Source organism: Nitrospirillum bahiense (assembly GCF_007828025.1).
Classification (GTDB): Bacteria; Pseudomonadota; Alphaproteobacteria; order Azospirillales; family Azospirillaceae; genus Nitrospirillum; species Nitrospirillum amazonense.
The window spans coordinates 56,919-77,032 of the sequence record NZ_VITO01000012.1 but is presented as its reverse complement, the minus strand read 5'-3'; the positions used below and the strand labels follow the sequence as shown (position 1 = coordinate 77,032).

Here is a 20,114-nt window from a genome sequence, read left to right as displayed (position 1 = left end):
AACGGGGTGAGATAAACGAAACGGGGGGAAAGGGGCTGGACCCCGGAGTTCTTCTTAGCATTTTAAGTAATAAAAATTCAGCAGAGGTGACAAAAAACGTCACCACTCCGTCATATCGGATCACGCCCCGGCAGAGGCTGGGCGGCCGGGACGGTGGCTGATCGTGAACAGGGCGCGGACCCGCAACGGACGGGCCGAAGTGAAGACAAACGTAGGTAACAATCCGTAAACCTTTGACGGATAGTCTTTTTTAGACCGTGTACTTACTGGACTCTGGGAGGTTGGTGCAGATGAAGAAGCGGGTGGCAGCCATCGTCCTGATGGCTGGATTGGGGGTTGCGGGCGTGGCGCGGGCGGAGTGCTCGCTGGGCACGCCCCCCGCCGTGCCGGACGGCAGCAAGGCGGCGGAAGCGGAGATGCAGGCGGCATCCGCAGCGGTGAAGAAGTTCATGGCGGAGACCCAGGACTACATGAGCTGCGTCGAGTTCGAAGGCAAAAACGGCAACGGCAACTGGCAGAAGAAGTACAACGACGCGGTCGACCAGATGCAGAAGCTCGCGAGCGAATTCAACAAACAGTTGAAAGCCTTCAAATCCAAATAAAGCTTAACGCCCGCCCTTCCGCCGCGCCCCTCCCGGGGCCGGCGGACAGACGACAGGGATTCCACACCCGAGCACGACTTTCAGTGGCGGATAATGGTTAAGACGCATCACCGCCGGTGCGGCGTTTTGTCCGCCGGCGGCGATCCTGCGTTCGACTGGCCGGGAGTGCCTCCCGGCACGGCGGGGGCGACGGGCAAGGCCGGCTGGGCATCCTTTCCGCGGGAAGGGACCGCGTCCAGCGGCACCGTCACCACCGTCGGCGGCTTGCGCGGCGTGACGATGGGCGGCATGGCCAGCCCTTGCGGCTGCACGGCGATGGAAGAATACGGCGTGCGCTTAGGCTCCGGCGGACGTTCCAGGTGGCGCGTCACCAAGTTCACCAGGGTGGCGTCATCCCAGGGCTCGACCGCGCGGCCCAGGCGCAGGATCACCAGATCGGCCGCTTTCGACACATAAAGCCGCTGGCCACCGGCGCCAGCCATGAAAACGGTGTCGGGCTCGGCGAAGGCCTCGGCCGCCTTGACGGGGCCGCCCTTTTCCCGCGGCCAGGCCAGGCGCACCCGCATGCCCTCGTTACGGGCGAACAGCGTGGGACGCTGCATCTCCTCCACCCAGGGCATGGGCAGGACGGGGCGGTTTTCCACCTGGCCGCCATCCTTCAGCAGCAAGCCCAGGCGCAGCCAGTCGCGCGCCGTCGCCTTGACACAGCAGCCCACCAGAGTGGCGCGGCCGCTGTCATCCAACAGCATCTCCGCCGGGCGGGCGCCGATCGAGGCCCACAGCGCCTGCGACAAATAGGCCGCCAGCGGCTGCCGGGTCGCCTTTTCCAGCACCAGGGCCAGAACCTGCAGCTCACCTTCCGCCGGCTTGTAGCGGGTGCCGGGTTCCGCCTCCAGCGCCAGGCCCTTCAGCCAGGCGCCGGCATCGGCCGCCGCCGGGCCGCCCGGGGTGCCGTTATCGGGCGTGAAGCCAAGGCCGCTGCTGCCCACCAGCAGGTCGCGCACGGTGATCCGGCCCCGCGGATCGTCCTTCCAGTCCGGGAAGATCTGGCCCAGCGCCTGATCCGCGGAGGTGAGGAAACCATCCTGGATGGCCTTGCCGGTCAGGAAGGTCAGCAGGCCCGCCTGCAGACCGGCACCGTCCATCAGGTCCGCCGGGCGGGTACCGGGACCGTAGTCCTCCACCTGCAGGGCACCGCGATACCAGACCAGCAGGGCCGTGGTGCCGGTGTTGGACTCGAAAGTGTGCAGGGCCTTCAGGCCCTCATCCGAAATCTGGCGGTCATCGGGCGAAGCCACCGTCAGGATCGGACCGTCGCCGCCCGCCACCTCCACCGTCACCGGACCGCGGGGGGCGGGGGGCTCCGCCACCGCCGGCGGCGGGGGTGGCGGCGTTTCCACACGCCTGCCCCAGTGGGCCAGCAGCAGGCCGCCGCCGATGGCCACCGCCGCCACCGGCACCAGCAGCAGGGCCACCCGAAGGTAGCCGCTCCGGGGCTCACCAGGCCTGGAGGGGCCGGGCTTGGAGGCGCCGGGCTTGGGCGGGGTGGCCCCCGATTTCGGTGACTGGGACATCAGTACGCAACGCTCCCCGAAGGCGGACGGGTCCGCCCGGGCGCCGGCCCGGCACGAACTCGGGCATAAGCCTTGGCCGTGACTGTGGCACGGCCAAGGCAGCGAGAGTCGGCGGGGGCCGCCTTACTTGCGTTCGCGGACCGGGTAGTCGACGCCGTCGACCACTTCCCAGCTGCCGTCGGGCTGGCGGCAGATGAAACCGGTCTGGTGGCGGAACAGCTGGCCCTGGAACACCACCGAGTGGAATTCGCGGCACGGGCGGTTTTTGGCATCGAAGCCGTCGCGCAGCATCTTCACGGTACCCTGGCGGCCCGTCTGCGGGTTCGTCCAGGTCACGGTTTCCTGGATGGGCTTGCCCGTGGCCTCCTTCAGCGCCGTCTGCAGCGCGGTCAGATCGCTGGCATCCAGCGTGATGTCCGTGGGTGGCGGCTTGGGCGCCTCGACGGGCGGCGGCTCGGCCGGCGCCGCGGGCTTCTCCTCGGGCTTGGCGGCGCAACCCGCCAGCGCCAGCAGCATCAGTCCTGCGACCGACAGCTTCATCTTCATCCCTTTGGCTCCTGCATCCCCTGGTAAACGCCCCCCAATATCGACGGCGCCCCGATTGAGCGCCCCTTTTGCCAAAGGTGACGCCCGCCGCGCAATCCCCGCCGAAGCCCGACCCCCGAAAGCCAGAGCCCGAAAGGCGGTATCCCGCCGAAGGGCCGAGCCGGGCGGGGTGCGACGGATCGTCCGTGAAACCGCTCCCCTTCACGGACGCAACTGGCATAATGCCGCCCATTATTCGTGCCAGTACCGAAAGCCTGCATCGTATGACCGACATGAAAACCGGCGTAAATCCCCTGTTCCTGCGGGAGGAGGAGCTGCGGCAGGCGATGGAGATGCTGTTCTACGCCTACCGCGACTTCACCGCCGAACCCGACACCATGCTGGAGAAGATCGGCCTGGGCCGGGCGCACCACCGCGTCATCTACTTCGTGGGACGCCATCCCCACATCACGGTGACCGACCTGCTGGGCATCCTGCGCATCACCAAGCAGAGCCTGTCGCGCGTCCTGCAGGATCTGGTGCGTGAGGAGTATATCGTGCAGCGCCAGGGCACCCGCGACCGGCGCCAGCGCCTGCTGGACCTGACGCCCAAGGGCCAGGAACTCGAACGCCAGCTGTCCGAGCCCCAGCGCCAGCTGATCGCCCGCGCCTACCGCCGGGCCGGGGCGGAAGCGGTGGAGGGCTTCCGCAAGGTCATGGTCGGCATCATGGACGACAGCGATCGGGACACGTTCGCCCAGGCCCGGCCCGCCGTGGCGGCGCTGGCGAAGCGCTGAGCCCGCATTGTGCTATGCTGCCGCCCCGCGACCGTTAGGGAGAGCATTCGGCCATGACGATGACGCAGCAGGCCCTGCCCGAGGAGCAGCCCCACATCCTGGTGGTGGATGACGACGACCGCCTGCGCGAGGCGCTGCGGCGCTATTTGTCGCAGAACGGCTTTATCGTCTCGGCCGCGGCGGATGCGGCGGCGGCCCGGCGCATGCTGGCCTCCCTGCACTTCGATCTCATGGTGCTGGATGTGCGCATGCCCGGCGAGTCGGGGCTGCAGCTGACCCGCAGCTTGCGCGCCGATGGCGGCCTGCCCATCCTGCTGCTGACGGCCAACGGCCAGCCGGACGACCGCATCGCCGGCCTGGAGGCTGGGGCCGACGACTACCTGCCCAAGCCCTTCGAGCCGCGCGAGCTGGTGCTGCGCATCACCTCCATCCTGCGCCGCCTGCCCAAGCCGGCGTCGGCCGCGGCGGAGGTGCGCCTGGGCCGTTGGGTGTTCGACGCCGAACGGGAAGAACTGCGGTCGGGCGATGAGACCGTGCGCCTGACCAGCGGCGAGGCCAGCCTGCTGCGCACCCTGGCCGCCCAGCCGGGGGTGGTGTTCACGCGGGAGGATCTGGGGCGCGCCGGCATCGACAGCAACGCCCGCGCCATCGACGTGCAGGTCACGCGCCTGCGCCGCAAGATCGAGACCGACCCGCGCCAGCCGCGCTATCTGCAGACGGTGCGTGGCGAAGGTTATGTGCTGCGGCCCGACTGAGGCCCCTTTTTAGTCGCTGAAGGACGCCCCATGAGCATGACGCGTGAACAGGCGGCCCGGCGCCAGGGTTTGGGGGCGCCCCCGGTGATCAATCCTTCCGGCGTCGTGAAGCGGCTGCTGCCGCGCACGCTGTTCGGCCGGTCGCTATTGATCATCACCACACCGGTGATCCTGGCGCAAGCCATCGCCACCTTCTACTTCTACGACCAGCATTGGGAACGGGTGACCAACAACCAGGCCTTCGGCGTGGCGGGCGAGATCGCCATGGTCATCGAGCAGCTGGGCCGCGACCAGACGGAGGAGGACCAGGCCGCGACCCTGGACATGGTGACCCGCACCACCGACCTGATGGTGACCTTCCGCCCGGGCGAACGGCTGCCCAACTGGCACCGCCAGCACCTGTTCGGCATCCTGGAGCACACGCTGGGCCGGGCCCTGGACGAGAAGGTTGGCCGCCCCTGGACCATAGACACCCACGTCGCCCACGAATGGTACGGCATCAACGTGCAGCTGCCCGACGGCGTGCTGCACGTCCTGTCGCCGGAGCGGCGGCTGTTCAGCTTCACCAGCTGGGTGTTCATCCTGTGGATGGCCGGCAGCTCGCTGCTGCTGTTCACCATCGCCATCATGTTCATGCGCAACCAGATCCGGCCCATCCGCCGCCTGGCCATCGCGGCGGAGGCCTTCGGCAAGGGCCGCGACACCCCCTTGTTCAAGCCGGAGGGCGCGTCGGAGGTGCGGCAGGCCGCCACGGCCTTCCTGCAGATGCGGGAACGCATCCAGCGCCAGATCAGCCAGCGCACGGAGATGCTGGCCGGGGTCAGCCACGATCTGCGCACCCCCCTGACCCGCATGCGCCTGCAGCTGGCCATGCTGCCCGAGGCCCAGGAGGTGGAGGAGCTGAAGGCCGACGTGGCCGAGATGGAGGGAATGATCGAGGCCTACCTGGCCTTCGCCCGGGGCGAGGGCGCCGAACCGCCCGCCCCCACCGATGTGGGCGCCCTGCTGAGCGACGTGGCGGCCAACGCCCGGCGCGAGGGCCGGTCGGTGGAATTGAGCCTGCCGGACGCCACCATCATCGTGCCGCTGCGCGCCAACGACTTCCGCCGCTGTGTCGCCAACCTGGTGGGCAACGCCGTGCGCTACGCTGGCCGTGCCTGGGTGACCCTGCAGCGCCAGGGCGGCCACCTCTATGTCCTGGTTGACGACAATGGGCCCGGCATCCCGGCGGAGATGCGGGAGGAGGTTTTCCGCCCCTTCCACCGCCTGGACAGCTCCCGCAACCAGGCCACGGGCGGCGTCGGCCTGGGCCTGGGCATCGCCCGCGACATCGCCAACCGTCACGGCGGCAACGTCCTGCTGGAAGACAGCCCCCGGGGCGGCCTGCGGGCGGTGATCAGGCTGCCTGTGTAAGCAGCGGGACAGCGGAAATGAAAACGGGCGGCACCCGGTGGGGTACCGCCCGTCTGTCATTCAGCGCGAGGCTGGAACCAGGCTTAGTGCTTGGTCTGGGCCTTGGCGATGGCGGCCTTCACTTCCTCGATGCTTTCCTTCACGCGGTTGGACAGCACGTCGGCGGCTTCGCTATTGGACTTGGCGATCAGCTCGGCCAGTTCCTTGACGTTGGCCAGGGCCTTCTCGAAAGCGGTCTTCACCAGCTCGGCCTGCTTGGCGACCTTGTCTTCCGGGGTGCCGGTGGACAGGAAGTCGGAAACCACGGAGGAGGTCTCCTCCAGGCTCTGGCGCAGGATTTCAGCCTGGCGACGCAGGACGGCCTGGATGCCTTCCACGGCCAGCTGGTTGGCGGCCGTCACGGCCTCGATGTTCTTGCGCTGGGCGGCGACGAAGGCGTCGACGTCGATGCCCGGCACCTTGTAGTCAGCCAGCGTCTTGGTGAAGTCCACCTTGGTGAACTCAGCGAACTTGGACGGGTCGAAGAACTTCGTCATGTCGAAGTCGAGGAACGGATTGGTCGCCATAGTGTTCAGATCCCTATACGGCTTGCGCCGCTGCGGTGCGGCAATTCCGGGGGGATAATGCTTGGGGTAAGCCAGCCGGTCAATCGTTTTTGTGCACCGCACAATAAACTCTTTTGGTTAGTATAGGCCGGCCGAGCACCGCCATAGGTCGAACCGGCTAAGACACCGGTGGCAACCCGGTCCTTCCGCCTAGGCGACGTCCACCACCCGGGCGCCGCTCAGCCGGGCCAGCACGTCGGGGGCGATGGCGAACACGGCATTGGGGGTGCCGGCCGCCGCCCAGACCGTGGGAAATGACAGCAAACGGCGGTCGAACAATGTGACAGGCGTCACCGCGTGGCCCAGCGGCGGAACGCCGCCGATGGGAAAACCCGTGGTCAGCCGCACATACTCCGGATCGGCGCGCAGCAGTCGGTCGCCGTTCAGCATGTCGGCCAGGGCCTTGGCCACCAGGGCCTCATTGATGCGGGTGGCGCCCGACGCCACCACCAGGACGGAGGCGCTTTTTTCGCGTGTGCGAAAAACGATTGACTTGGCGATTTGTGCCGCATCGCAACCAATCACCGCCGCGGCTTCCGCCGCCGTGCGGGTGGTGGCGGCGAATTCCACGACGTGGATGGGCTGGCCCAGGTCGTTCAGCAGGTTCTGGATCTTCTGTGCGCTGGGGCTGAGGGGTCCGGCCATGACGCGTCAGCCCGCCAGTTCCCGCGACCGCCGATTGGCGGCGGCGACCGCGCGGGTCATGAGCGGCGCCAGGCCCTGCCCCTCGTCCATCAACACGTCCAGCGCCGCCTGGGTGGTGCCCTTGGGGCTGGTGACGTTGATGCGCAGCTGGGTGGCCGTGGTATCCGGATTGCGGTACAGCAGCTCGCCCGCCCCCGTCACGGTGGCCCGCGCCAGACGCAGCGCCAAGTCCGGCGGCAGTCCCACGGCCGCGCCGGCGGCGGCCATGGCCTCCACCAGATGGAAGACATAGGCGGGGCCGCTGCCCGACACGGCGGTCACCGCGTCGATCAGCCCCTCATCCTCCACCCACACCACCTCGCCCACGGCGCTCAGCAGCCGCTGGCACAGGTCGCGCTGGCCGGCCGAGACGGCCGGCGTGGCATAGGCGCCGGAGATGCCCCGGCCCACGGCGGCCGGCGTGTTGGGCATGGCCCGCACCAGGGCGGCGCCCCCGCCCAGCACCTTCTGGAAATAGGCGATGGTCTTGCCGGCGGCAATGGACAGGAAGACGGCGCCGCCGGCATACGCGGTGTATGCCGGCAGCGCCTGGTCCATCATCTGGGGCTTCACGGCCAGCACGACGGCGGTGGGACTGAAATCCGCCGGGATGGCGGCGGGGTCAGACACCAGGACCGTCCCCTCCGGCGCGGACGCGGCGGGGGCCACGGGATCGACGATGACCACACTACGGACGGTACCCGCCGCCTGCCAGCCGGCCAGCATGGCGCCGCCCATCTTACCGAAGCCCACCAACAACAAATCCACAGCCGTCATCCCCGCACCCAATTTATGACATGCCAACGGAGGTCCCGGGGTGTGGGCTGTATCAAGCTTCGCCGAGCGTGTCCAGAATGGCGGCGGAAACGGCGTCCGCGGCACTTTTGCCGCCCCAGATGACGAACTGGAACGCGGGGTAGTAGCGCTCGCACTCCGCCACCGCGATTTCGACCAGATCCTCGATCTGTTCCACGCTGGCGGCCCGCGTGCCCCGCAGCAGCAGCGTCTGGCGGAACATGGGCGTGTGCTCTTCGCTGCACACGTCGAAGTGGCCCAGCCACATCTTTCCGTTCACCTCGGCCAACAGCTCGGTGACGGCCAGCTTGCGGGCGGGCGGCACCTTCATGTCGAACTGACATGAGAACTGCATGGCGCTGACTTCATTCTGCCAAACGAAAAACAGCCGGTAGTCGCACCACCGGCCGTTGATCTCGACGATCATCTCGTCTTCGCTGGCGCGCTCGAACGGCCATTCGTTGGCCGAGACGATCTCCTCGACGATATCAAGGGGATTGTGTGTGGTGCTGCTAGTCTCGACGGCAAGTGCCGACATGATACGCCCTCCTGTCGCGCGCGATGGCAAGGGACGACCCATCCCACCCGGCGCCGGACCGGAAACGTCCGATCCGCTCAAAAACAAAATCTGGTGCTGCCGGGCGTGGGAGCTACCAGGGGTACGGTGCCAGAGGATAACCGCCCCCGCAACCGTCTTCTACCCCGCCGCCGGGCCCGTTCGACGCCCAACCCTTGTGGGCGGGACCGGAAGCCCGGGATCCCTTGGGTTTCCGGTCCAAGGCACCCCTTTCGGCCAGGGGGTGCGCGCTCAGGCCGGCTTGTCCGCCTCGGCCGCGGCCTTGGCCACAACCGACTCAAGATGGGTGACGCGGTCCAGCAGCGCCTGCTGCAGCGCCATCAGCCGGTTGATCTCATCCTCCTGCGCGCGGGCGCGGGCGGCCATTTCCTTCACGGCCTCGAACTCATCCCGGCGGACCATGTCCAGGCCGCTGAGCACGCGTTCCAAACGCTGGCGCACATGGCCCTCGACCTCGTTCTTCAGCCCGGCCACGGCACCGACGGCGCCCCCGGCCACACGGGCCAAATCGTCCAGCACCTTGTTGTCCACCTGCATCGCCTCAATCCTCAAAGCAGTACCGCCGACGCCCCGGTACCGATGCGGCGGGACCCGGAAAGCGAACGGCCATCAAGCCGCCATTATCGCGCCCCACGTTCGCACGTGCAACAGCACCTTCGAGGCGCCCCCCCGGGGGAGCGTCGCTTGGGCGCGTCGCTTGGGAGCGTCCCTGCGCGTACGGATTCCGGCCGCTGGTTGCGACCGGGGCCTGGGGCCCCTATAAAGCGGAACAGCCGAGTCCATTTCTTTCCACGGCCGGCCATGTGGGGGCGGACGCCCGCCGGGACAAGGGTGCGCCGATGTGCCCGGCACCCACCGCATGACAGGCTGGAAGAAGACGTCCACGGGGATATCCGCAGCATCATGGCCCTCGCCTTTCCCAACATCAGCCCGACGATCGTCGAGATCGGCCCCTTCGCCCTGCGCTGGTACGCGCTGGCCTACATCGTGGGCGTCACCCTGGGCTATCGCCTGGCGCTGGGCATGGCCCGGCGCATGAACGGCCGCCCCACCCCGGCGGAGCTGGACGACTTCCTGGTCTGGGCCGTGGTCGGTGTGCTGGCCGGCGGCCGCCTCGGCTTCATCCTGTTCTACAACCTGGATTTCTACCTGCAACACCCGCTGGACATGCTGAAGGTCTGGAACGGCGGCATGTCCTTCCACGGTGGCATGACGGGCGTGGCGCTGGCCGTGCTGCTGTTCGCACGGCGGCGCGGCTTCAACCCGCTGTCCCTGGGGGACCTGGCCGCCGTCGCCGCCCCCATCGGCCTGTTCCTGGGCCGCTTGGCCAATTTCGTGAACGGGGAACTGTGGGGCCGTCCCACCGACGTGCCCTGGGGCATGGTCTTCCCCCATGCCGACGACCTGCCCCGCCACCCCAGCCAGCTGTATGAGGCGGGGCTGGAGGGCATCGTGCTGTTCACCGCGCTGTTCCTGCTGTCACGCGTCCCATCGGTGCGCGACCGCACCGGCACGCTGACGGGCGCCTTCCTCATCGGCTACGCCCTGTGCCGCATCACCGCCGAGTTCTTTCGCGAGCCCGACGTGCAGGTGGGCTTCCTGCTGGGCGGCGGCGTCACCATGGGCCAGATCCTGTCGGTGCCCATGCTGCTGATCGGCGTGGCCCTGGTGGCCCTGGCCCGCCGCCGCGTGCCGGCGGCGGCCTGATGCCGGGCCTGACGCCGGAAACGACTCCGGCCCCGGAAACCCTGGCCGGCCACCTTATCCGCCGTATCCGTGACGAGGGGCCCCTGCGCCTGTCCACCTTCATGGCCGAGGCGCTGGGCCATCCCACGCTGGGCTATTACACCACCCGCGACCCGCTGGGCGCCGCTGGCGACTTCACCACCGCGCCTGAGATCAGCCAGATGTTCGGGGAACTGCTGGGCCTGTGGTGCGCGCAAGCGTGGCTGACGCTGGGCTCCCCCACGCCTCTGCATCTGGTGGAGCTGGGCCCCGGGCGCGGCACGCTGATGGCCGATGCGCTGCGCGCCATGGCCCGGGTTCCCGGCCTGACCCAGGCCCTGCGCGTCCACATGGTGGAGACCAGCCCGTCCTTGCGCGCCCGCCAGCACGCCACCCTGGCGGCCCTGCCCACCGCCGCACAGCCGCCCCTTCCCGTCGCCTGGACCGACAGCCTGGAGGCGGTGCCCGATGGGCCGATGCTGGTGCTGGCCAACGAATTCTTCGACGCCCTGCCCATCCGCCAAATGCAGAGGACGGCGCGCGGCTGGGCCGAACGCTGCGTCACCTGGCTTGAGCCGGAAAACCGTTTCGCCTGGACGCTGGACGCCGGCGGCGGCGCCGAACTGCTGGTGCCGCCCGGTCTTCGGGACGCGCCCGAGGGCGCGGTGGTGGAGCTGTGCCCCGCCGCGCTGACCGTGGCGGGGGAGATCGGGCGCCGCCTGGCCGCCCATCCGGGCGCCGCCCTGGTGGTCGATTATGGCTATGACTCGCCCCCCCTGGGCGACACGTTGCAAGCGGTGCGCCGCCACGCCTACGCCCCCGTGCTGGACGACCCCGGCCAGGCCGACCTGACGGCCCACGTCGATTTCCGTACCCTGGCCGCGACAGCGGTGGCAGCGGGCGCCCAGTGCCACGGCATTGTCGAGCAGGGGGCCTTGCTACGCCGTCTGGGCATCCAGCAGCGCGCCGCCACCTTGAAACGGGGCGCCATGCCCCCGCAGGCCCGTGTCATCGACCTGGCGCTGGACCGCCTGACCGCCCCCGACCAGATGGGCCGCCTGTTCAAGGCCCTGGCCCTGACCAGCCCGGGCGCGCCGCCGCCCGCCGGCTTCGAACCCAGCGAAGGCTGACCCATGACCATGTCACCCCCCGCCGCCCCGATCCCTGAAGACCGCCCCTACCTGACCTTGGACGCCCTGGACCTGCCCGGCGTGCGCCACGGCTATTTCACCCGGCGGGGCGGTGTCTCCACCGGGCTCTATGCCGGGCGCAACGTCGGCTTCGGCTCCAACGACGCGCCGGCCGCGGTGGCGGAAAATCGGGCGCGCTGCGCCGCCGACCTGGGCCTGCCGGCGGATAGCCTGGTCACCGTCTATCAAGTGCACAGCCCCACGGTGGTGACGGTGGAGCACCCCTGGGCGCGGGAGGACGCGCCCCAGGCCGATGCCATGGTCACCCGCCGGCGAGGCGTCGCGCTGGGCATCCTGACGGCCGACTGCGTGCCGGTGCTGTTCGCCGACTCGCAAGCCGGCGTCATCGGCGCCACCCATGCCGGCTGGAAGGGCGCCTTCACCGGCGTGCTGGAGGCCACGGTGCGCGCCATGGCGGATCTGGGCGCCGATCCCGCCCGCATCGTCGCCGGCGTCGGCCCGCATATCGGCGCCGCCTCCTATGAAGTGGGGCCTGAGTTCGAGGCCCGCTTCCTGGAGGACGACGCCGGCAACGCCCGCTTCTTCCATCCCGGCCAGCGGGCGGATCATCCGCTGTTCGACATCGGGGCTTACGTCGGCCACCGGCTTTCCGGATGCGGCTTGGCCAGGGTGGTGCATACCGGCCACGATACGGTTGAGCGGGAGGATCTGTTCTTCAGCTACCGGCGGTCCACTTTGCGGCGCGAGGGCGATTATGGCCGCCATATCAGCATGATAGCCCTGAAACCTTCCCCGTGAGACGGTCCCCGGCGGGGGGCCGGCCACCTTTTGTCGGCGCATGCCCCCCGTGCCCAGACAGCGGGGGGCGGCGGTTTACAGCCTAGGCCTTGCTTGATATGGTCCGCGCGCCTTTATGAAGGTATGAAGACGCTCCGGCGTCGCCCACTTCCTATTATTAAGAGCGACCCCATGAAGCTCATCGCCGGCAACAGCAATCGCCCGCTTGCCGAGGCCATCTCGGTCTGCCTGAAGGTTCCGCTGACGAAGGCCAGCATCCGGCGCTTCAGCGACATGGAAGTCTTCGTGGAAATCCTGGAGAACGTCCGCGGCGAGGACGTGTTCGTCATCCAGTCCACCTCTTATCCCGCCAACGACAACCTGATGGAACTGCTGGTCACCATCGACGCCCTGCGTCGCGGCTCGGCCCGGCGCATCACGGCTGTGCTGCCCTATTACGGCTATGCCCGCCAGGACCGCAAGACGGGTCCCCGCACCCCCATCTCGGCCAAGCTGGTCGCCAACCTGATCACCACCGCCGGTGCCAACCGCGTGCTGACCATGGATTTGCACGCCGGCCAGATCCAGGGCTTCTTCGACATCCCCACCGACAACCTGGTGGCTGCCCCGGTGTTCGTGCAGGACATCGAGGCCACCATGGGCCGTGACAACCTGATGATCGTGTCGCCGGACGTGGGCGGCGTGGTGCGTGCCCGCGCCATCGCCAAGCGCCTGGACGCGGATCTCGCCATCATCGACAAGCGGCGTGAGCGCGCCGGCGTGTCGGAGGTGATGAACGTCATCGGTGACGTCACCGGCCGCGACTGCATCCTGGTGGACGACATCGTCGACAGCGCCGGCACCCTGTGCAACGCCGCCGTGGCCCTGAAGGAGCGGGGCGCCAAGTCGGTGCGCGCCTACGTCACCCATGGCGTGCTGTCGGGCGGCGCCGTCGCCCGCGTGGCCCAGTCCCCGCTGGAAGCGCTGATCACCACCGACAGCATCCAGGCGACCGAGGCCGTCCGCGTCTCGCGCAATGTCCGCCACCTGACCGTCGCCCCCCTGATCGCCGAGGCCATCGAGCGCATCAGCAACGAGAAGTCGGTGTCTTCCCTGTTCGACTGAACCTACGGTCAGCCGCGCCATCGACAGTGCCAAGTACCTCGAAGGCGGCCTCATGGCCGCCTTCCTGACTCTATGGCTTGACTCCGGGCCGTCGCGCGCATACACCCGCGCATTCCGACCGCGTCAGCACCCCTGGAGGCTGGCGCATTTTCTTAAGGAGAGTACCAATGACCCAGATTATCGCGCTCGCCGCCGAGGCGCGGAACGGGGCAGGCAAGGGGACCGCCCGTCAGACCCGCCGCGATGGCCGCATCCCTGCCGTGATCTACGGCAACAAGGAAAAGCCGGTGACGATCTCCCTGGAGGCCGTCAACTTCACCCGCGTGCTGCACAAGCCGGGCTTCTTCACGCACCTGTACGACGTGACCGTCGATGGCGTGACCACCCGCACCCTGCCGCGCGACGTCCAGTTCGACCCGGTGACCGACCGTCCCCTGCACGTCGACTTCCTGCGCGTCAGCGACACCACCGAGATCGTGGTGAAGGTCCCGGTGGAGTTCACCGGCCATGACGCCAGCCCTGGCCTGAAGCGCGGTGGCGTGCTGAACATCGTCCGCCACGAGGTGGAGATGCACGTCCGCGCCAACAACATTCCGGAGCACCTGACGGTGAACCTGGATGGCGTTGACGTCGGCGCCTCCATCCACATCAGCAGCGTGAAGCTGCCGGAAGGTGCCCGTCCGGTCATCGACCGCGACTTCACCATCGCCACCGTTGCCGCTCCCTCGGGCCTGAAGTCCGAAGAGAACGCCGCGGCGGCTGCCGAGGCCTGATAGACGATGCGGCTGGTGGTCGGTCTGGGCAACCCTGGCCCGGAATATGCGCACCACCGGCACAACGTCGGCTTCATGGCGGTGGACGAGATCGCCCAGCGCCATCGGTTCGGCCCCTGGAAGAAACGCTTCCAGGGGCTGATCACCGAGGGGCAGATCGGCCCCGAAAAGATCTACCTCCTGAAACCGCAGACTTTCATGAACCTGTCCGGCCAATCGGTCGGGGAGGCGATGCGGTTCTACAAGATGACGCCCGACCAGGTCATCGTCCTGCATGACGAACTGGACCTGCCCCCGGGCAAGCTGCGCGCCAAGAAGGGCGGCGGCCACGGCGGGCACAACGGCCTGCGCTCCATCGACGACCATATCGGCAAGGATTACTGGCGCGTGCGCCTGGGCATCGGCCATCCGGGGGACAAGAACCTGGTGCACGGCTGGGTGCTGTCCAACTTCGCCAAGGCCGAGCAGACCTGGCTGGTTCCCTTCCTGGACGCGGTCGTGAGCGATTTCAACCTGATGGCCGAGGGTGAGCCCGAGAAGTTCCAGAGCCGCGTCGCCCTGGTCACGCAGCCGCCCAAGCCGGCCAAGGCCCCCGCCGCCGACAAGGCGCCCAAGGCCTGAGCAAAGGGACCCCGGCCCCGCTAAGCGCCGCCGTCACCCCTGATTTCCGAACAAGCCGCCTCAGGCGAAAATGTCCAGCAGGCGCTGGCTGTTCTGGTCCACCGTCTGGGCGACCTTGGTCAGGGCCTTGAAGGTCAGGGCGTCGCTGCTGAGACTGACCACGTCGGTGGGATTGATGTCCCCGCCCTTGGACGCCGCGATGGCCGTGGCGTCCCGGTCCACGCGCGCGCTGCTGGACTGCAGGCCGGTGGCCACGGTGGCGTAGGGGTTGGGGGCGGAGATGCTGGTCATGCCCCGGAATATAGCATCGCCGCCGGCCCTGGCACAGGGGGCCGCGTCGGAAAGGCGCGGGGTTCAGCTTTGCGGCGACACCACCAGCACGGTGACGATGGCCGCCGGGCTGTTGGACAGCTGCAGCTGATAGGTGCCGGCGGCCAGACCGAAATCCACCACCTTGTGAATGCCGGAGCAGTTGGGGCCGTGCTTGTGGCTGGTGCTGTCCAGCGACTTGCCGTCCGCCACCACATCGATCCAGGCTGCCCCATCGACGGCGATGCGGTAGGGACCGGCGGCGGGCACGGTGAAGGCCACGGTGCCGGCGTAGGTCTTCTCCCCTGCCGGCTTGGGTGGGGTGACGGCCAGGGTCACGCCTTCCTTGGCCGCCAGGGTCACCCGTGCCGGCGTGCCGGGCGTCAGGGCGGGGGCGCCGCCCGGGGCGGTCGCCGCCGTCACCGGCACCGCCGCCAGCCCCCAAGCCTTGAGGTCGGCCGGCCATTCCACGGCGACACCTTTGCAGGAGGGGTCGGCCATCTGGGCCCAGGCCGGCGCCGTCAGCGCCATCATCACCGCCACCACTCCTGTCGCAGTTCTCCGCAGCATGACCGATCCCTTCCCTGTCGCGGCGCTATATTCAGTCTGATATAGCGCTCATCTGTCCCCGCCTGATAAGGAAATCGCGCGGCGGCCCGCAGCGGCAAGTCGGCGCGACCACTAAAATTGACCGCCAACCGGCCCTATACTCGCCCCAATCACAACCCTTAGTAAGAGGGCGGCCGATGGGGGCCAGTGATGGACAGGATGGGGATATCCTTGAAAGCCATACTTTACGGGCGGGCGGCGCTGATCGCCCTGGTCTTGGGCTGTGCCAGCCCAGCCGATGCCCAAACGACGGGGCAACTGACGACGGAACAGCCAGCGGCGGATCAAGCAGCGACAGCGCAGGCCGAACCACCGGCGGAAGCGGTGCCGGAAATGGTGGTCACCTCGCGGGAGCAGTTCGGCAAGACCTCTTACCGGAAGCTGGCGGAAGCCCTGAAGGTGCTGGACCGCATGGAGGGCGCCAGCGGCCGGCACCTGCGCATGATCTTCAAGGTCGAATTGGACAAGGACAAGTCCGGCCCCCTGCCCATCCAGCTATGGGCCGTCTACAACGGCAAGGAGGAGACCATCGAATCCACGCCCGACGGCTATTTCTACATTCCCTACCGCGCCGACTGGGAAGCCGCCGACGCCAAGCTGGTCAGCAATCAGGCCAAGGGCGCGTTGCGCGCCACGGTGATGCTGGAGGTGCTGTCCGACGGGAGGCAGCCCGTCGCCTACAGCGAGTTGCGCCAAGGCGCCAAGGTGCTGGACCAGGCGATCGAGGAATTCGTGGGGCCGGTCATGGGTTTCTTCGTCCCTAGCATCGACGAACTGGACTTCAGTTGCGAGCCGGACGCCCACTGCCACGTCCATGCCGCTCTCGATACGGGGGAAGCGCTGGAAGCCGACGACAAGGGACGGCCCATTCTGGAATTCGGCCGTAAGCTGGACCGGCGCAACCCGACCCTGCAGCTCAGCGCCACGGCGGAGGATGGCACCCCCACCCGTCTCTACGCCCTGCCCCAGCTGCATGTGTTCTGACGGCAAAAAAAGCGGGGCCAGCGGCATCACAGCCGGCCCCGCCCCCTTTTAGGCGGCACGCACGCGGCTGATGAAGCTGCCCACCTCCGTGCGCAGGATGTCGGAGCTGCGGCCCAGGCCGCTGGCCGCCGCCAGCACCAGGGACGCGGCCTGTCCCGCCTCGGCGGACGCCACGGTGACACCGGCGATGCTGCGCGACACGTCCTGGGTGCCATGGGCCGCCTGGTCGACGTTGCGGGCGATCTCCTGCGTCGCGGCGCTCTGCTCCTCCACCGCCGAGGCGATGGCGCTGGAGATCTGGCTCAACTCGTCGATCACCGCGCCGATGCCCTCGATCGCGCCCACCGCCTGCCGGGTGGAGGCCTGGACCTCCGCGATCTGGGCGACGATTTCGTCAGTGGCCTTGGCGGTCTGGGTCGCCAGGGTCTTGACCTCGCCCGCCACGACCGCGAAGCCCCGGCCGGCGTCACCCGCCCGCGCCGCCTCGATGGTGGCGTTGAGGGCCAGCAGGTTGGTCTGGCTGGCGATATTGCTGATCAGTTCGATGACCCGGCCGATGCGTTCGGCGTTGGAGGCCAGGCCGCGCACCATGTCGTTGGCCAGCCGCGCCCGCTCCACGGCGCTGCTGGATACCTCGCTGGAGTGCCCCACCCGCTGGCTGATCTCGCCGATGGAGGAGGAAAGCTGGTCGGCGGCCGCGGACACCGTCTGGACATTGGCTGTGGTCTGGTCCGCCGCCGCCGCCACGGTGGTGGCCTGGCGATTGGTCTCCTCGGCGATGGACGACATGGCGCTGGCGGTGGACGACAGTTGCTCGGCGGCGGAAGAAACCGCCTGGACCACTCCGGCCACCTTGGCGTCGAACAGGTCGGCCAACTCGTCCATGGCCTTCTTCTTTTCCGCGGCGACGCGCTGCTCCTGTTCCTTGGCCGCGGCCTCCATCTCCCGCGTGCGCAGGATGTTGGTCTTGAAGACCTGCATGGTCTCCGCCACCGCCCCCAGTTCATCCTTGCGGCCGATGCCGAAGACGGTGAAGCCAACATCACCGGCCGCCAGGCGCTGCAGGCAATCCACGGTGGCGGCGATGGGACGGGCCACGCCGACATGACCGATGAACAGGCCCAGGGCGATGCCCAAAAGGGTGCCGGCGGCCGTGCCGATCAGCATGGTGCGCTTGGCGCCGTCCGCCATGACCTGGCCCCGGTGCGCCATGTCCGTCCCCGCCTTGTCATAATGTTCCGCCAGCGCCCGGATCCGCTGCTGCAGCTGATCGACCAGGGTCCGGCCTTCCTTGACTGAGGTGATAAGGGCCATCTGGTCCGCCGTCGGCGCGACCGCGCCCAGGGCGCGCGCCTTCTGCATCGTCGTTTCCAGGCTGGTCATGAAGGCGGCGTAACCGTCGGCGACCCCGCGCAGCATTTCCTGTTCCTGGGGATCGGCGCTGGACCGCAGGTCATCCAGGCTGCGTTCGAAAAGGGCGCGGCTTTCAGCCACCGACTTTTCCACCGTCGCCATCGATTCCTGCGACGCGTCCAGGCCCACCCGGTATTGAGAGCGGTTGAGCGCCAACAGGGTATTGTTCATGCGAGAGGCCCGCAGCGCCTGGCCATCCGCATCGTCGATGTCCTGCCCCGCCATGCCCAGGGTGACGGCGCTGTGGTATCCGGCATAACCGACATAAATCAAGATGGCGGACAACAAGCCAACGATTATCAATATCTTACGGACAATACGAATGTTCGATAAAGACATGAAATCCCCCTCGGATCACGAGTGCGACACGAAATGTCAACGCTGGGGGATTTTCTGTCCTTACTCACTTAAGATAAGATTAATACCGGAGAATAATTCGATATTTAATACATCTGTAGTCAAATGAGTGCATTTACATCCGATTAATACTCAATTTTATTGATTAACTCTGGGACCATTTATTTGGAATCACCTCCAAATCGCGCACAAGAGCGGACGGGGCGCGGAGCCCCGTCCACGGCAATCAGAAACCGTTGTTCTTGGCGACCTTGGCGTACCAAAGACCGCTGTCCTTGATGGTCCGCTTCTGGTCATTCTTGTAATCGACGTAAGTCAGGCCGAAACGCTGGGTATAGCCCTGGGCCCATTCGAAATTGTCCATCAGGCTCCAGGCGTGATAGGCGCGCACCGGCGCACCGTCCTGGATGGCGCGGGACAGGGCCGCGAAATAAGCCTTCATGTACGCGATGCGCTTTTCATCCTTCACATGGCCATCGACCAGCGGCGTGTTGTAAGCGGCACCGCTTTCCGTGATCTCGATGGGGCGGTTGCCGATGGCCTTGGCCATGCGCACCAGCGTGTCGTGGAAGCCGTCCGGGTCGATGTCCCAGCCGATGTCCGTCTTGGCGTGCGGGCCCTCGCCCCACTCGTGGGACGTGTTCAGGCCGGGGACGCCGTTGCCCTCGGGCTTATCCGCCACCACCCAGCGGGTGTAGTAGTTCAGGCCCACCATGTCATAGTCGGCGCGCATGACCTTCTCGTCGCCCGGCTGGAAGCCCAGCAGGGCGTCGCGCTGATCGGCCGGCAGCACGTCGGGGTAGGTTCCGTCCAGCACCGGCTGCAGGAACCACAGGTTCAGGAAGCGGTGGTAGCGCTCGGCGGCAGCCTTGTCGGCCTCGCTGTCCGTGCGCGGCACCATGTTGGCCACGTCGCAGACGCTGCCCACCTGGAACTTGGGGTTGATGGCCTTCATGGCGCGGAAGGCCTTGCCCTGGCTGAGGTTCACCACGTGGGTGGCCTTCAGCATCTGCAGCGGGTCCTTATGGCCCGGGGCGAAGATGCCCTCCCAATAGCCGAGGTGGGTGAAGGTCTTGGGCTCGTTCAGGATGGCCCAATGGTTGATGCGGTCGCCCAAGGCGCGGCCGACGATGTCGGCGTATTCCGCCAGCCGGTCGGACGTGTCGCGGTTGGTCCAACCGCCTTCATCGTCCAGGGCCTGCGGCAGATCCCAGTGATACAGCGTGACCAGGGGGCGGGCCCCCGCCTCCAGCACCGCGTCGGTCAGGCGCTTGTAATAGTCCAGGCCGGCCTGGTTGACCGCCCCCTTGCCCAGCGGCTGCACCCGCGACCAGGCGATGGAATAGCGATAGCTCTTCAGGTTCAGCTGGCGGATGAGGGCCGCGTCTTCCTTGTACTTGTGATAGCTGTCGCAGGCCACGTCGCCAGTGTCGTCATTCTTGATGCGGCCCAGGCCCTTCTGGTGGGTGAACGTGTCCCAGATGGACGGCCCCTTGCCGTCGGCGTTCCAGCCACCCTCGACCTGATAGGCGGCGGTGGCCGCACCCCACAGGAAGTCCTTCGGGAACACCACCTGGCCCGCCTTCGTGGCGGCCAGCGCGGACCGCCAGGTCGCGGCCGTCCCCCCCAGGGCGCCCACACCAGCCAGGGCGGCGGCGCCCTGCAAAAGGGTGCGACGATTCATCATGCTTTCAACACTCCGTTCCTTGGTGGCGCCTCATCCCCACGGGGGCCCGCCGCGAACGCTCATCCCACGGCAGGTTCCGGTATCGGCTGTACGGCAAGGCCAGGGCGCGCGCCGGCGTGATCGATCCGGCCCGATACGTCGGCCTGGAAACAGTGCCAGCTTGGTTTTTGTCATGCCCTTCCTCCCCGGACGACTTTTACCCTATCCCGGACAACGCTGTCACACGTCATGTAACCGCTACCGCGGTGGATTCTCG

22 protein-coding genes are annotated in these 20,114 nt (G+C 67.7%); 11 read left to right on the top strand and 11 right to left on the bottom strand.

Features of this window, described 5'->3' with window-relative positions; all coding sequences use genetic code 11:
* The first annotated feature begins 290 nt into the window (after positions 1–290).
* Positions 291–602 carry a hypothetical protein gene (locus tag FBZ88_RS17860; RefSeq protein WP_145613285.1) on the top strand — a complete coding sequence of 104 codons (312 nt, stop codon included), beginning with the start codon at positions 291–293 and terminating at the stop codon, positions 600–602.
* A gap of 107 nt (positions 603–709) precedes the next feature.
* Here the strand turns inward: FBZ88_RS17860 and FBZ88_RS17855 are convergent, their stop codons facing one another.
* Together FBZ88_RS17855 and FBZ88_RS17850 are read right to left on the bottom strand one after the other, a co-directional pair.
* Positions 710–2,176: a serine hydrolase domain-containing protein gene (locus FBZ88_RS17855; RefSeq protein WP_145618554.1), complete on the bottom strand. Its 1,467-nt coding sequence runs from the start codon at positions 2,174–2,176 to the stop codon at positions 710–712.
* 123 nt (positions 2,177–2,299) lie between these two features.
* Positions 2,300–2,722, bottom strand: coding sequence for an RT0821/Lpp0805 family surface protein (locus FBZ88_RS17850; protein WP_050898079.1), 423 nt, complete (start codon positions 2,720–2,722; stop codon positions 2,300–2,302).
* Between the two features lie 263 nt (positions 2,723–2,985).
* On the opposite strand from FBZ88_RS17850, the gene FBZ88_RS17845 reads away from it, so the two are divergent.
* The 3 genes from FBZ88_RS17845 to FBZ88_RS17835 are packed head-to-tail and all read left to right on the top strand — an operon-like array spanning position 2,986 to position 5,666.
* Positions 2,986–3,498: a MarR family winged helix-turn-helix transcriptional regulator gene (locus FBZ88_RS17845; protein WP_145613288.1), complete on the top strand. Its 513-nt coding sequence runs from the start codon at positions 2,986–2,988 to the stop codon at positions 3,496–3,498.
* A gap of 53 nt (positions 3,499–3,551) precedes the next feature.
* The gene (locus tag FBZ88_RS17840) at positions 3,552–4,253 is read left to right on the top strand and encodes a response regulator (RefSeq protein WP_145618553.1); all 702 of its coding nucleotides are present in this window, start codon (positions 3,552–3,554) and stop codon (positions 4,251–4,253) included.
* Between the two features lie 30 nt (positions 4,254–4,283).
* Entirely contained in the window at positions 4,284–5,666 is a 1,383-nt protein-coding gene (locus FBZ88_RS17835) for an ATP-binding protein (protein ID WP_145618552.1), read from the top strand.
* 83 nt (positions 5,667–5,749) lie between these two features.
* On the opposite strand, the gene FBZ88_RS17830 is transcribed toward FBZ88_RS17835, so the two are convergent.
* The 5 genes from FBZ88_RS17830 to FBZ88_RS17810 all read right to left on the bottom strand — a co-directional run bounded on the left by FBZ88_RS17830 (position 5,750) and on the right by FBZ88_RS17810 (position 8,864).
* Positions 5,750–6,232 carry a phasin family protein gene (locus FBZ88_RS17830; RefSeq protein ID WP_145618551.1) on the bottom strand — a complete coding sequence of 161 codons (483 nt, stop codon included), beginning with the start codon at positions 6,230–6,232 and terminating at the stop codon, positions 5,750–5,752.
* A gap of 189 nt (positions 6,233–6,421) precedes the next feature.
* On the bottom strand, positions 6,422–6,916 hold the full coding sequence (locus tag FBZ88_RS17825) for a YbaK/EbsC family protein (protein ID WP_145618550.1): 495 nt from the start codon (positions 6,914–6,916) through the stop codon (positions 6,422–6,424).
* Positions 6,917–6,922: 6 nt separating this feature from the next.
* Complete coding sequence (proC, locus tag FBZ88_RS17820; RefSeq protein WP_145618549.1) at positions 6,923–7,732, bottom strand: pyrroline-5-carboxylate reductase; 810 nt, start codon at positions 7,730–7,732, stop codon at positions 6,923–6,925.
* A 52-nt stretch (positions 7,733–7,784) separates the two neighbouring features.
* Complete coding sequence (locus tag FBZ88_RS17815; RefSeq protein ID WP_088870881.1) at positions 7,785–8,288, bottom strand: type III secretion system chaperone family protein; 504 nt, start codon at positions 8,286–8,288, stop codon at positions 7,785–7,787.
* Between the two features lie 270 nt (positions 8,289–8,558).
* Positions 8,559–8,864: an accessory factor UbiK family protein gene (locus FBZ88_RS17810; RefSeq protein WP_088870880.1), complete on the bottom strand. Its 306-nt coding sequence runs from the start codon at positions 8,862–8,864 to the stop codon at positions 8,559–8,561.
* Between the two features lie 366 nt (positions 8,865–9,230).
* On the opposite strand from FBZ88_RS17810, the gene lgt reads away from it, so the two are divergent.
* The 6 genes from lgt (at position 9,231) to pth (ending at position 14,499) form a co-directional block, all read left to right on the top strand.
* On the top strand, positions 9,231–10,034 hold the full coding sequence (gene lgt, locus FBZ88_RS17805) for a prolipoprotein diacylglyceryl transferase (protein WP_186457499.1): 804 nt from the start codon (positions 9,231–9,233) through the stop codon (positions 10,032–10,034).
* The gene (locus FBZ88_RS17800; protein WP_145618548.1) at positions 10,034–11,182 is read left to right on the top strand and encodes a class I SAM-dependent methyltransferase; all 1,149 of its coding nucleotides are present in this window, start codon (positions 10,034–10,036) and stop codon (positions 11,180–11,182) included. Before lgt ends, FBZ88_RS17800 begins: the two co-directional genes overlap by 1 nt.
* A 3-nt stretch (positions 11,183–11,185) precedes the next feature.
* On the top strand, positions 11,186–12,001 hold the full coding sequence (gene pgeF / locus FBZ88_RS17795) for a peptidoglycan editing factor PgeF (RefSeq protein WP_246138723.1): 816 nt from the start codon (positions 11,186–11,188) through the stop codon (positions 11,999–12,001).
* 171 nt (positions 12,002–12,172) lie between these two features.
* Positions 12,173–13,105 (top strand): ribose-phosphate pyrophosphokinase, encoded by a 933-nt coding sequence (locus tag FBZ88_RS17790; RefSeq protein ID WP_145618547.1) that lies wholly within the window; start codon positions 12,173–12,175, stop codon positions 13,103–13,105.
* Positions 13,106–13,272: 167 nt separating this feature from the next.
* Positions 13,273–13,878, top strand: coding sequence for a 50S ribosomal protein L25/general stress protein Ctc (locus FBZ88_RS17785; RefSeq protein WP_145618546.1), 606 nt, complete (start codon positions 13,273–13,275; stop codon positions 13,876–13,878).
* A 6-nt stretch (positions 13,879–13,884) separates the two neighbouring features.
* Positions 13,885–14,499 (top strand): aminoacyl-tRNA hydrolase, encoded by a 615-nt coding sequence (gene pth / locus FBZ88_RS17780; RefSeq protein ID WP_145618545.1) that lies wholly within the window; start codon positions 13,885–13,887, stop codon positions 14,497–14,499.
* A 60-nt stretch (positions 14,500–14,559) separates the two neighbouring features.
* Here the strand turns inward: pth and FBZ88_RS17775 are convergent, their stop codons facing one another.
* Both FBZ88_RS17775 and FBZ88_RS17770 read right to left on the bottom strand, forming a co-directional pair.
* A complete protein-coding gene (locus FBZ88_RS17775; RefSeq protein ID WP_145618544.1) occupies positions 14,560–14,790 on the bottom strand; it encodes a hypothetical protein in 231 nt (76 codons plus the stop codon).
* A 63-nt stretch (positions 14,791–14,853) separates the two neighbouring features.
* Positions 14,854–15,378 carry a hypothetical protein gene (locus FBZ88_RS17770; RefSeq protein WP_145618543.1) on the bottom strand — a complete coding sequence of 175 codons (525 nt, stop codon included), beginning with the start codon at positions 15,376–15,378 and terminating at the stop codon, positions 14,854–14,856.
* 210 nt (positions 15,379–15,588) lie between these two features.
* Here FBZ88_RS17770 and FBZ88_RS17765 point away from each other — a divergent pair, with 210 nt between their 5' ends.
* On the top strand, positions 15,589–16,401 hold the full coding sequence (locus tag FBZ88_RS17765) for a hypothetical protein (protein WP_145618542.1): 813 nt from the start codon (positions 15,589–15,591) through the stop codon (positions 16,399–16,401).
* A gap of 48 nt (positions 16,402–16,449) precedes the next feature.
* Here FBZ88_RS17765 and FBZ88_RS17760 read toward each other — a convergent pair whose 3' ends face one another.
* The gene (locus tag FBZ88_RS17760; RefSeq protein WP_145618541.1) at positions 16,450–18,153 is read right to left on the bottom strand and encodes a methyl-accepting chemotaxis protein; all 1,704 of its coding nucleotides are present in this window, start codon (positions 18,151–18,153) and stop codon (positions 16,450–16,452) included.
* A gap of 244 nt (positions 18,154–18,397) precedes the next feature.
* Positions 18,398–19,858 (bottom strand): GH1 family beta-glucosidase, encoded by a 1,461-nt coding sequence (locus tag FBZ88_RS17755; RefSeq protein WP_246138722.1) that lies wholly within the window; start codon positions 19,856–19,858, stop codon positions 18,398–18,400.
* Positions 19,859–20,114: the final 256 nt, after the last annotated feature.

Coding starts and splice junctions, on each gene's coding strand:
- FBZ88_RS17860 (WP_145613285.1), top strand. CDS start 291: ATGAAGAAGCGGGTGGCAGCCATCGTCCTGATGGCTGGATTGGGGGTT.
- FBZ88_RS17855 (WP_145618554.1), bottom strand. CDS start 2,176: ATGTCCCAGTCACCGAAATCGGGGGCCACCCCGCCCAAGCCCGGCGCC.
- FBZ88_RS17850 (WP_050898079.1), bottom strand. CDS start 2,722: ATGAAGATGAAGCTGTCGGTCGCAGGACTGATGCTGCTGGCGCTGGCG.
- FBZ88_RS17845 (WP_145613288.1), top strand. CDS start 2,986: ATGACCGACATGAAAACCGGCGTAAATCCCCTGTTCCTGCGGGAGGAG.
- FBZ88_RS17840 (WP_145618553.1), top strand. CDS start 3,552: ATGACGATGACGCAGCAGGCCCTGCCCGAGGAGCAGCCCCACATCCTG.
- FBZ88_RS17835 (WP_145618552.1), top strand. CDS start 4,284: ATGAGCATGACGCGTGAACAGGCGGCCCGGCGCCAGGGTTTGGGGGCG.
- FBZ88_RS17830 (WP_145618551.1), bottom strand. CDS start 6,232: ATGGCGACCAATCCGTTCCTCGACTTCGACATGACGAAGTTCTTCGAC.
- FBZ88_RS17825 (WP_145618550.1), bottom strand. CDS start 6,916: ATGGCCGGACCCCTCAGCCCCAGCGCACAGAAGATCCAGAACCTGCTG.
- proC (WP_145618549.1), bottom strand. CDS start 7,732: ATGACGGCTGTGGATTTGTTGTTGGTGGGCTTCGGTAAGATGGGCGGC.
- FBZ88_RS17815 (WP_088870881.1), bottom strand. CDS start 8,288: ATGTCGGCACTTGCCGTCGAGACTAGCAGCACCACACACAATCCCCTT.
- FBZ88_RS17810 (WP_088870880.1), bottom strand. CDS start 8,864: ATGCAGGTGGACAACAAGGTGCTGGACGATTTGGCCCGTGTGGCCGGG.
- lgt (WP_186457499.1), top strand. CDS start 9,231: ATGGCCCTCGCCTTTCCCAACATCAGCCCGACGATCGTCGAGATCGGC.
- FBZ88_RS17800 (WP_145618548.1), top strand. CDS start 10,034: ATGCCGGGCCTGACGCCGGAAACGACTCCGGCCCCGGAAACCCTGGCC.
- pgeF (WP_246138723.1), top strand. CDS start 11,186: ATGACCATGTCACCCCCCGCCGCCCCGATCCCTGAAGACCGCCCCTAC.
- FBZ88_RS17790 (WP_145618547.1), top strand. CDS start 12,173: ATGAAGCTCATCGCCGGCAACAGCAATCGCCCGCTTGCCGAGGCCATC.
- FBZ88_RS17785 (WP_145618546.1), top strand. CDS start 13,273: ATGACCCAGATTATCGCGCTCGCCGCCGAGGCGCGGAACGGGGCAGGC.
- pth (WP_145618545.1), top strand. CDS start 13,885: ATGCGGCTGGTGGTCGGTCTGGGCAACCCTGGCCCGGAATATGCGCAC.
- FBZ88_RS17775 (WP_145618544.1), bottom strand. CDS start 14,790: ATGACCAGCATCTCCGCCCCCAACCCCTACGCCACCGTGGCCACCGGC.
- FBZ88_RS17770 (WP_145618543.1), bottom strand. CDS start 15,378: ATGCTGCGGAGAACTGCGACAGGAGTGGTGGCGGTGATGATGGCGCTG.
- FBZ88_RS17760 (WP_145618541.1), bottom strand. CDS start 18,153: ATGTCTTTATCGAACATTCGTATTGTCCGTAAGATATTGATAATCGTT.
- FBZ88_RS17755 (WP_246138722.1), bottom strand. CDS start 19,858: ATGATGAATCGTCGCACCCTTTTGCAGGGCGCCGCCGCCCTGGCTGGT.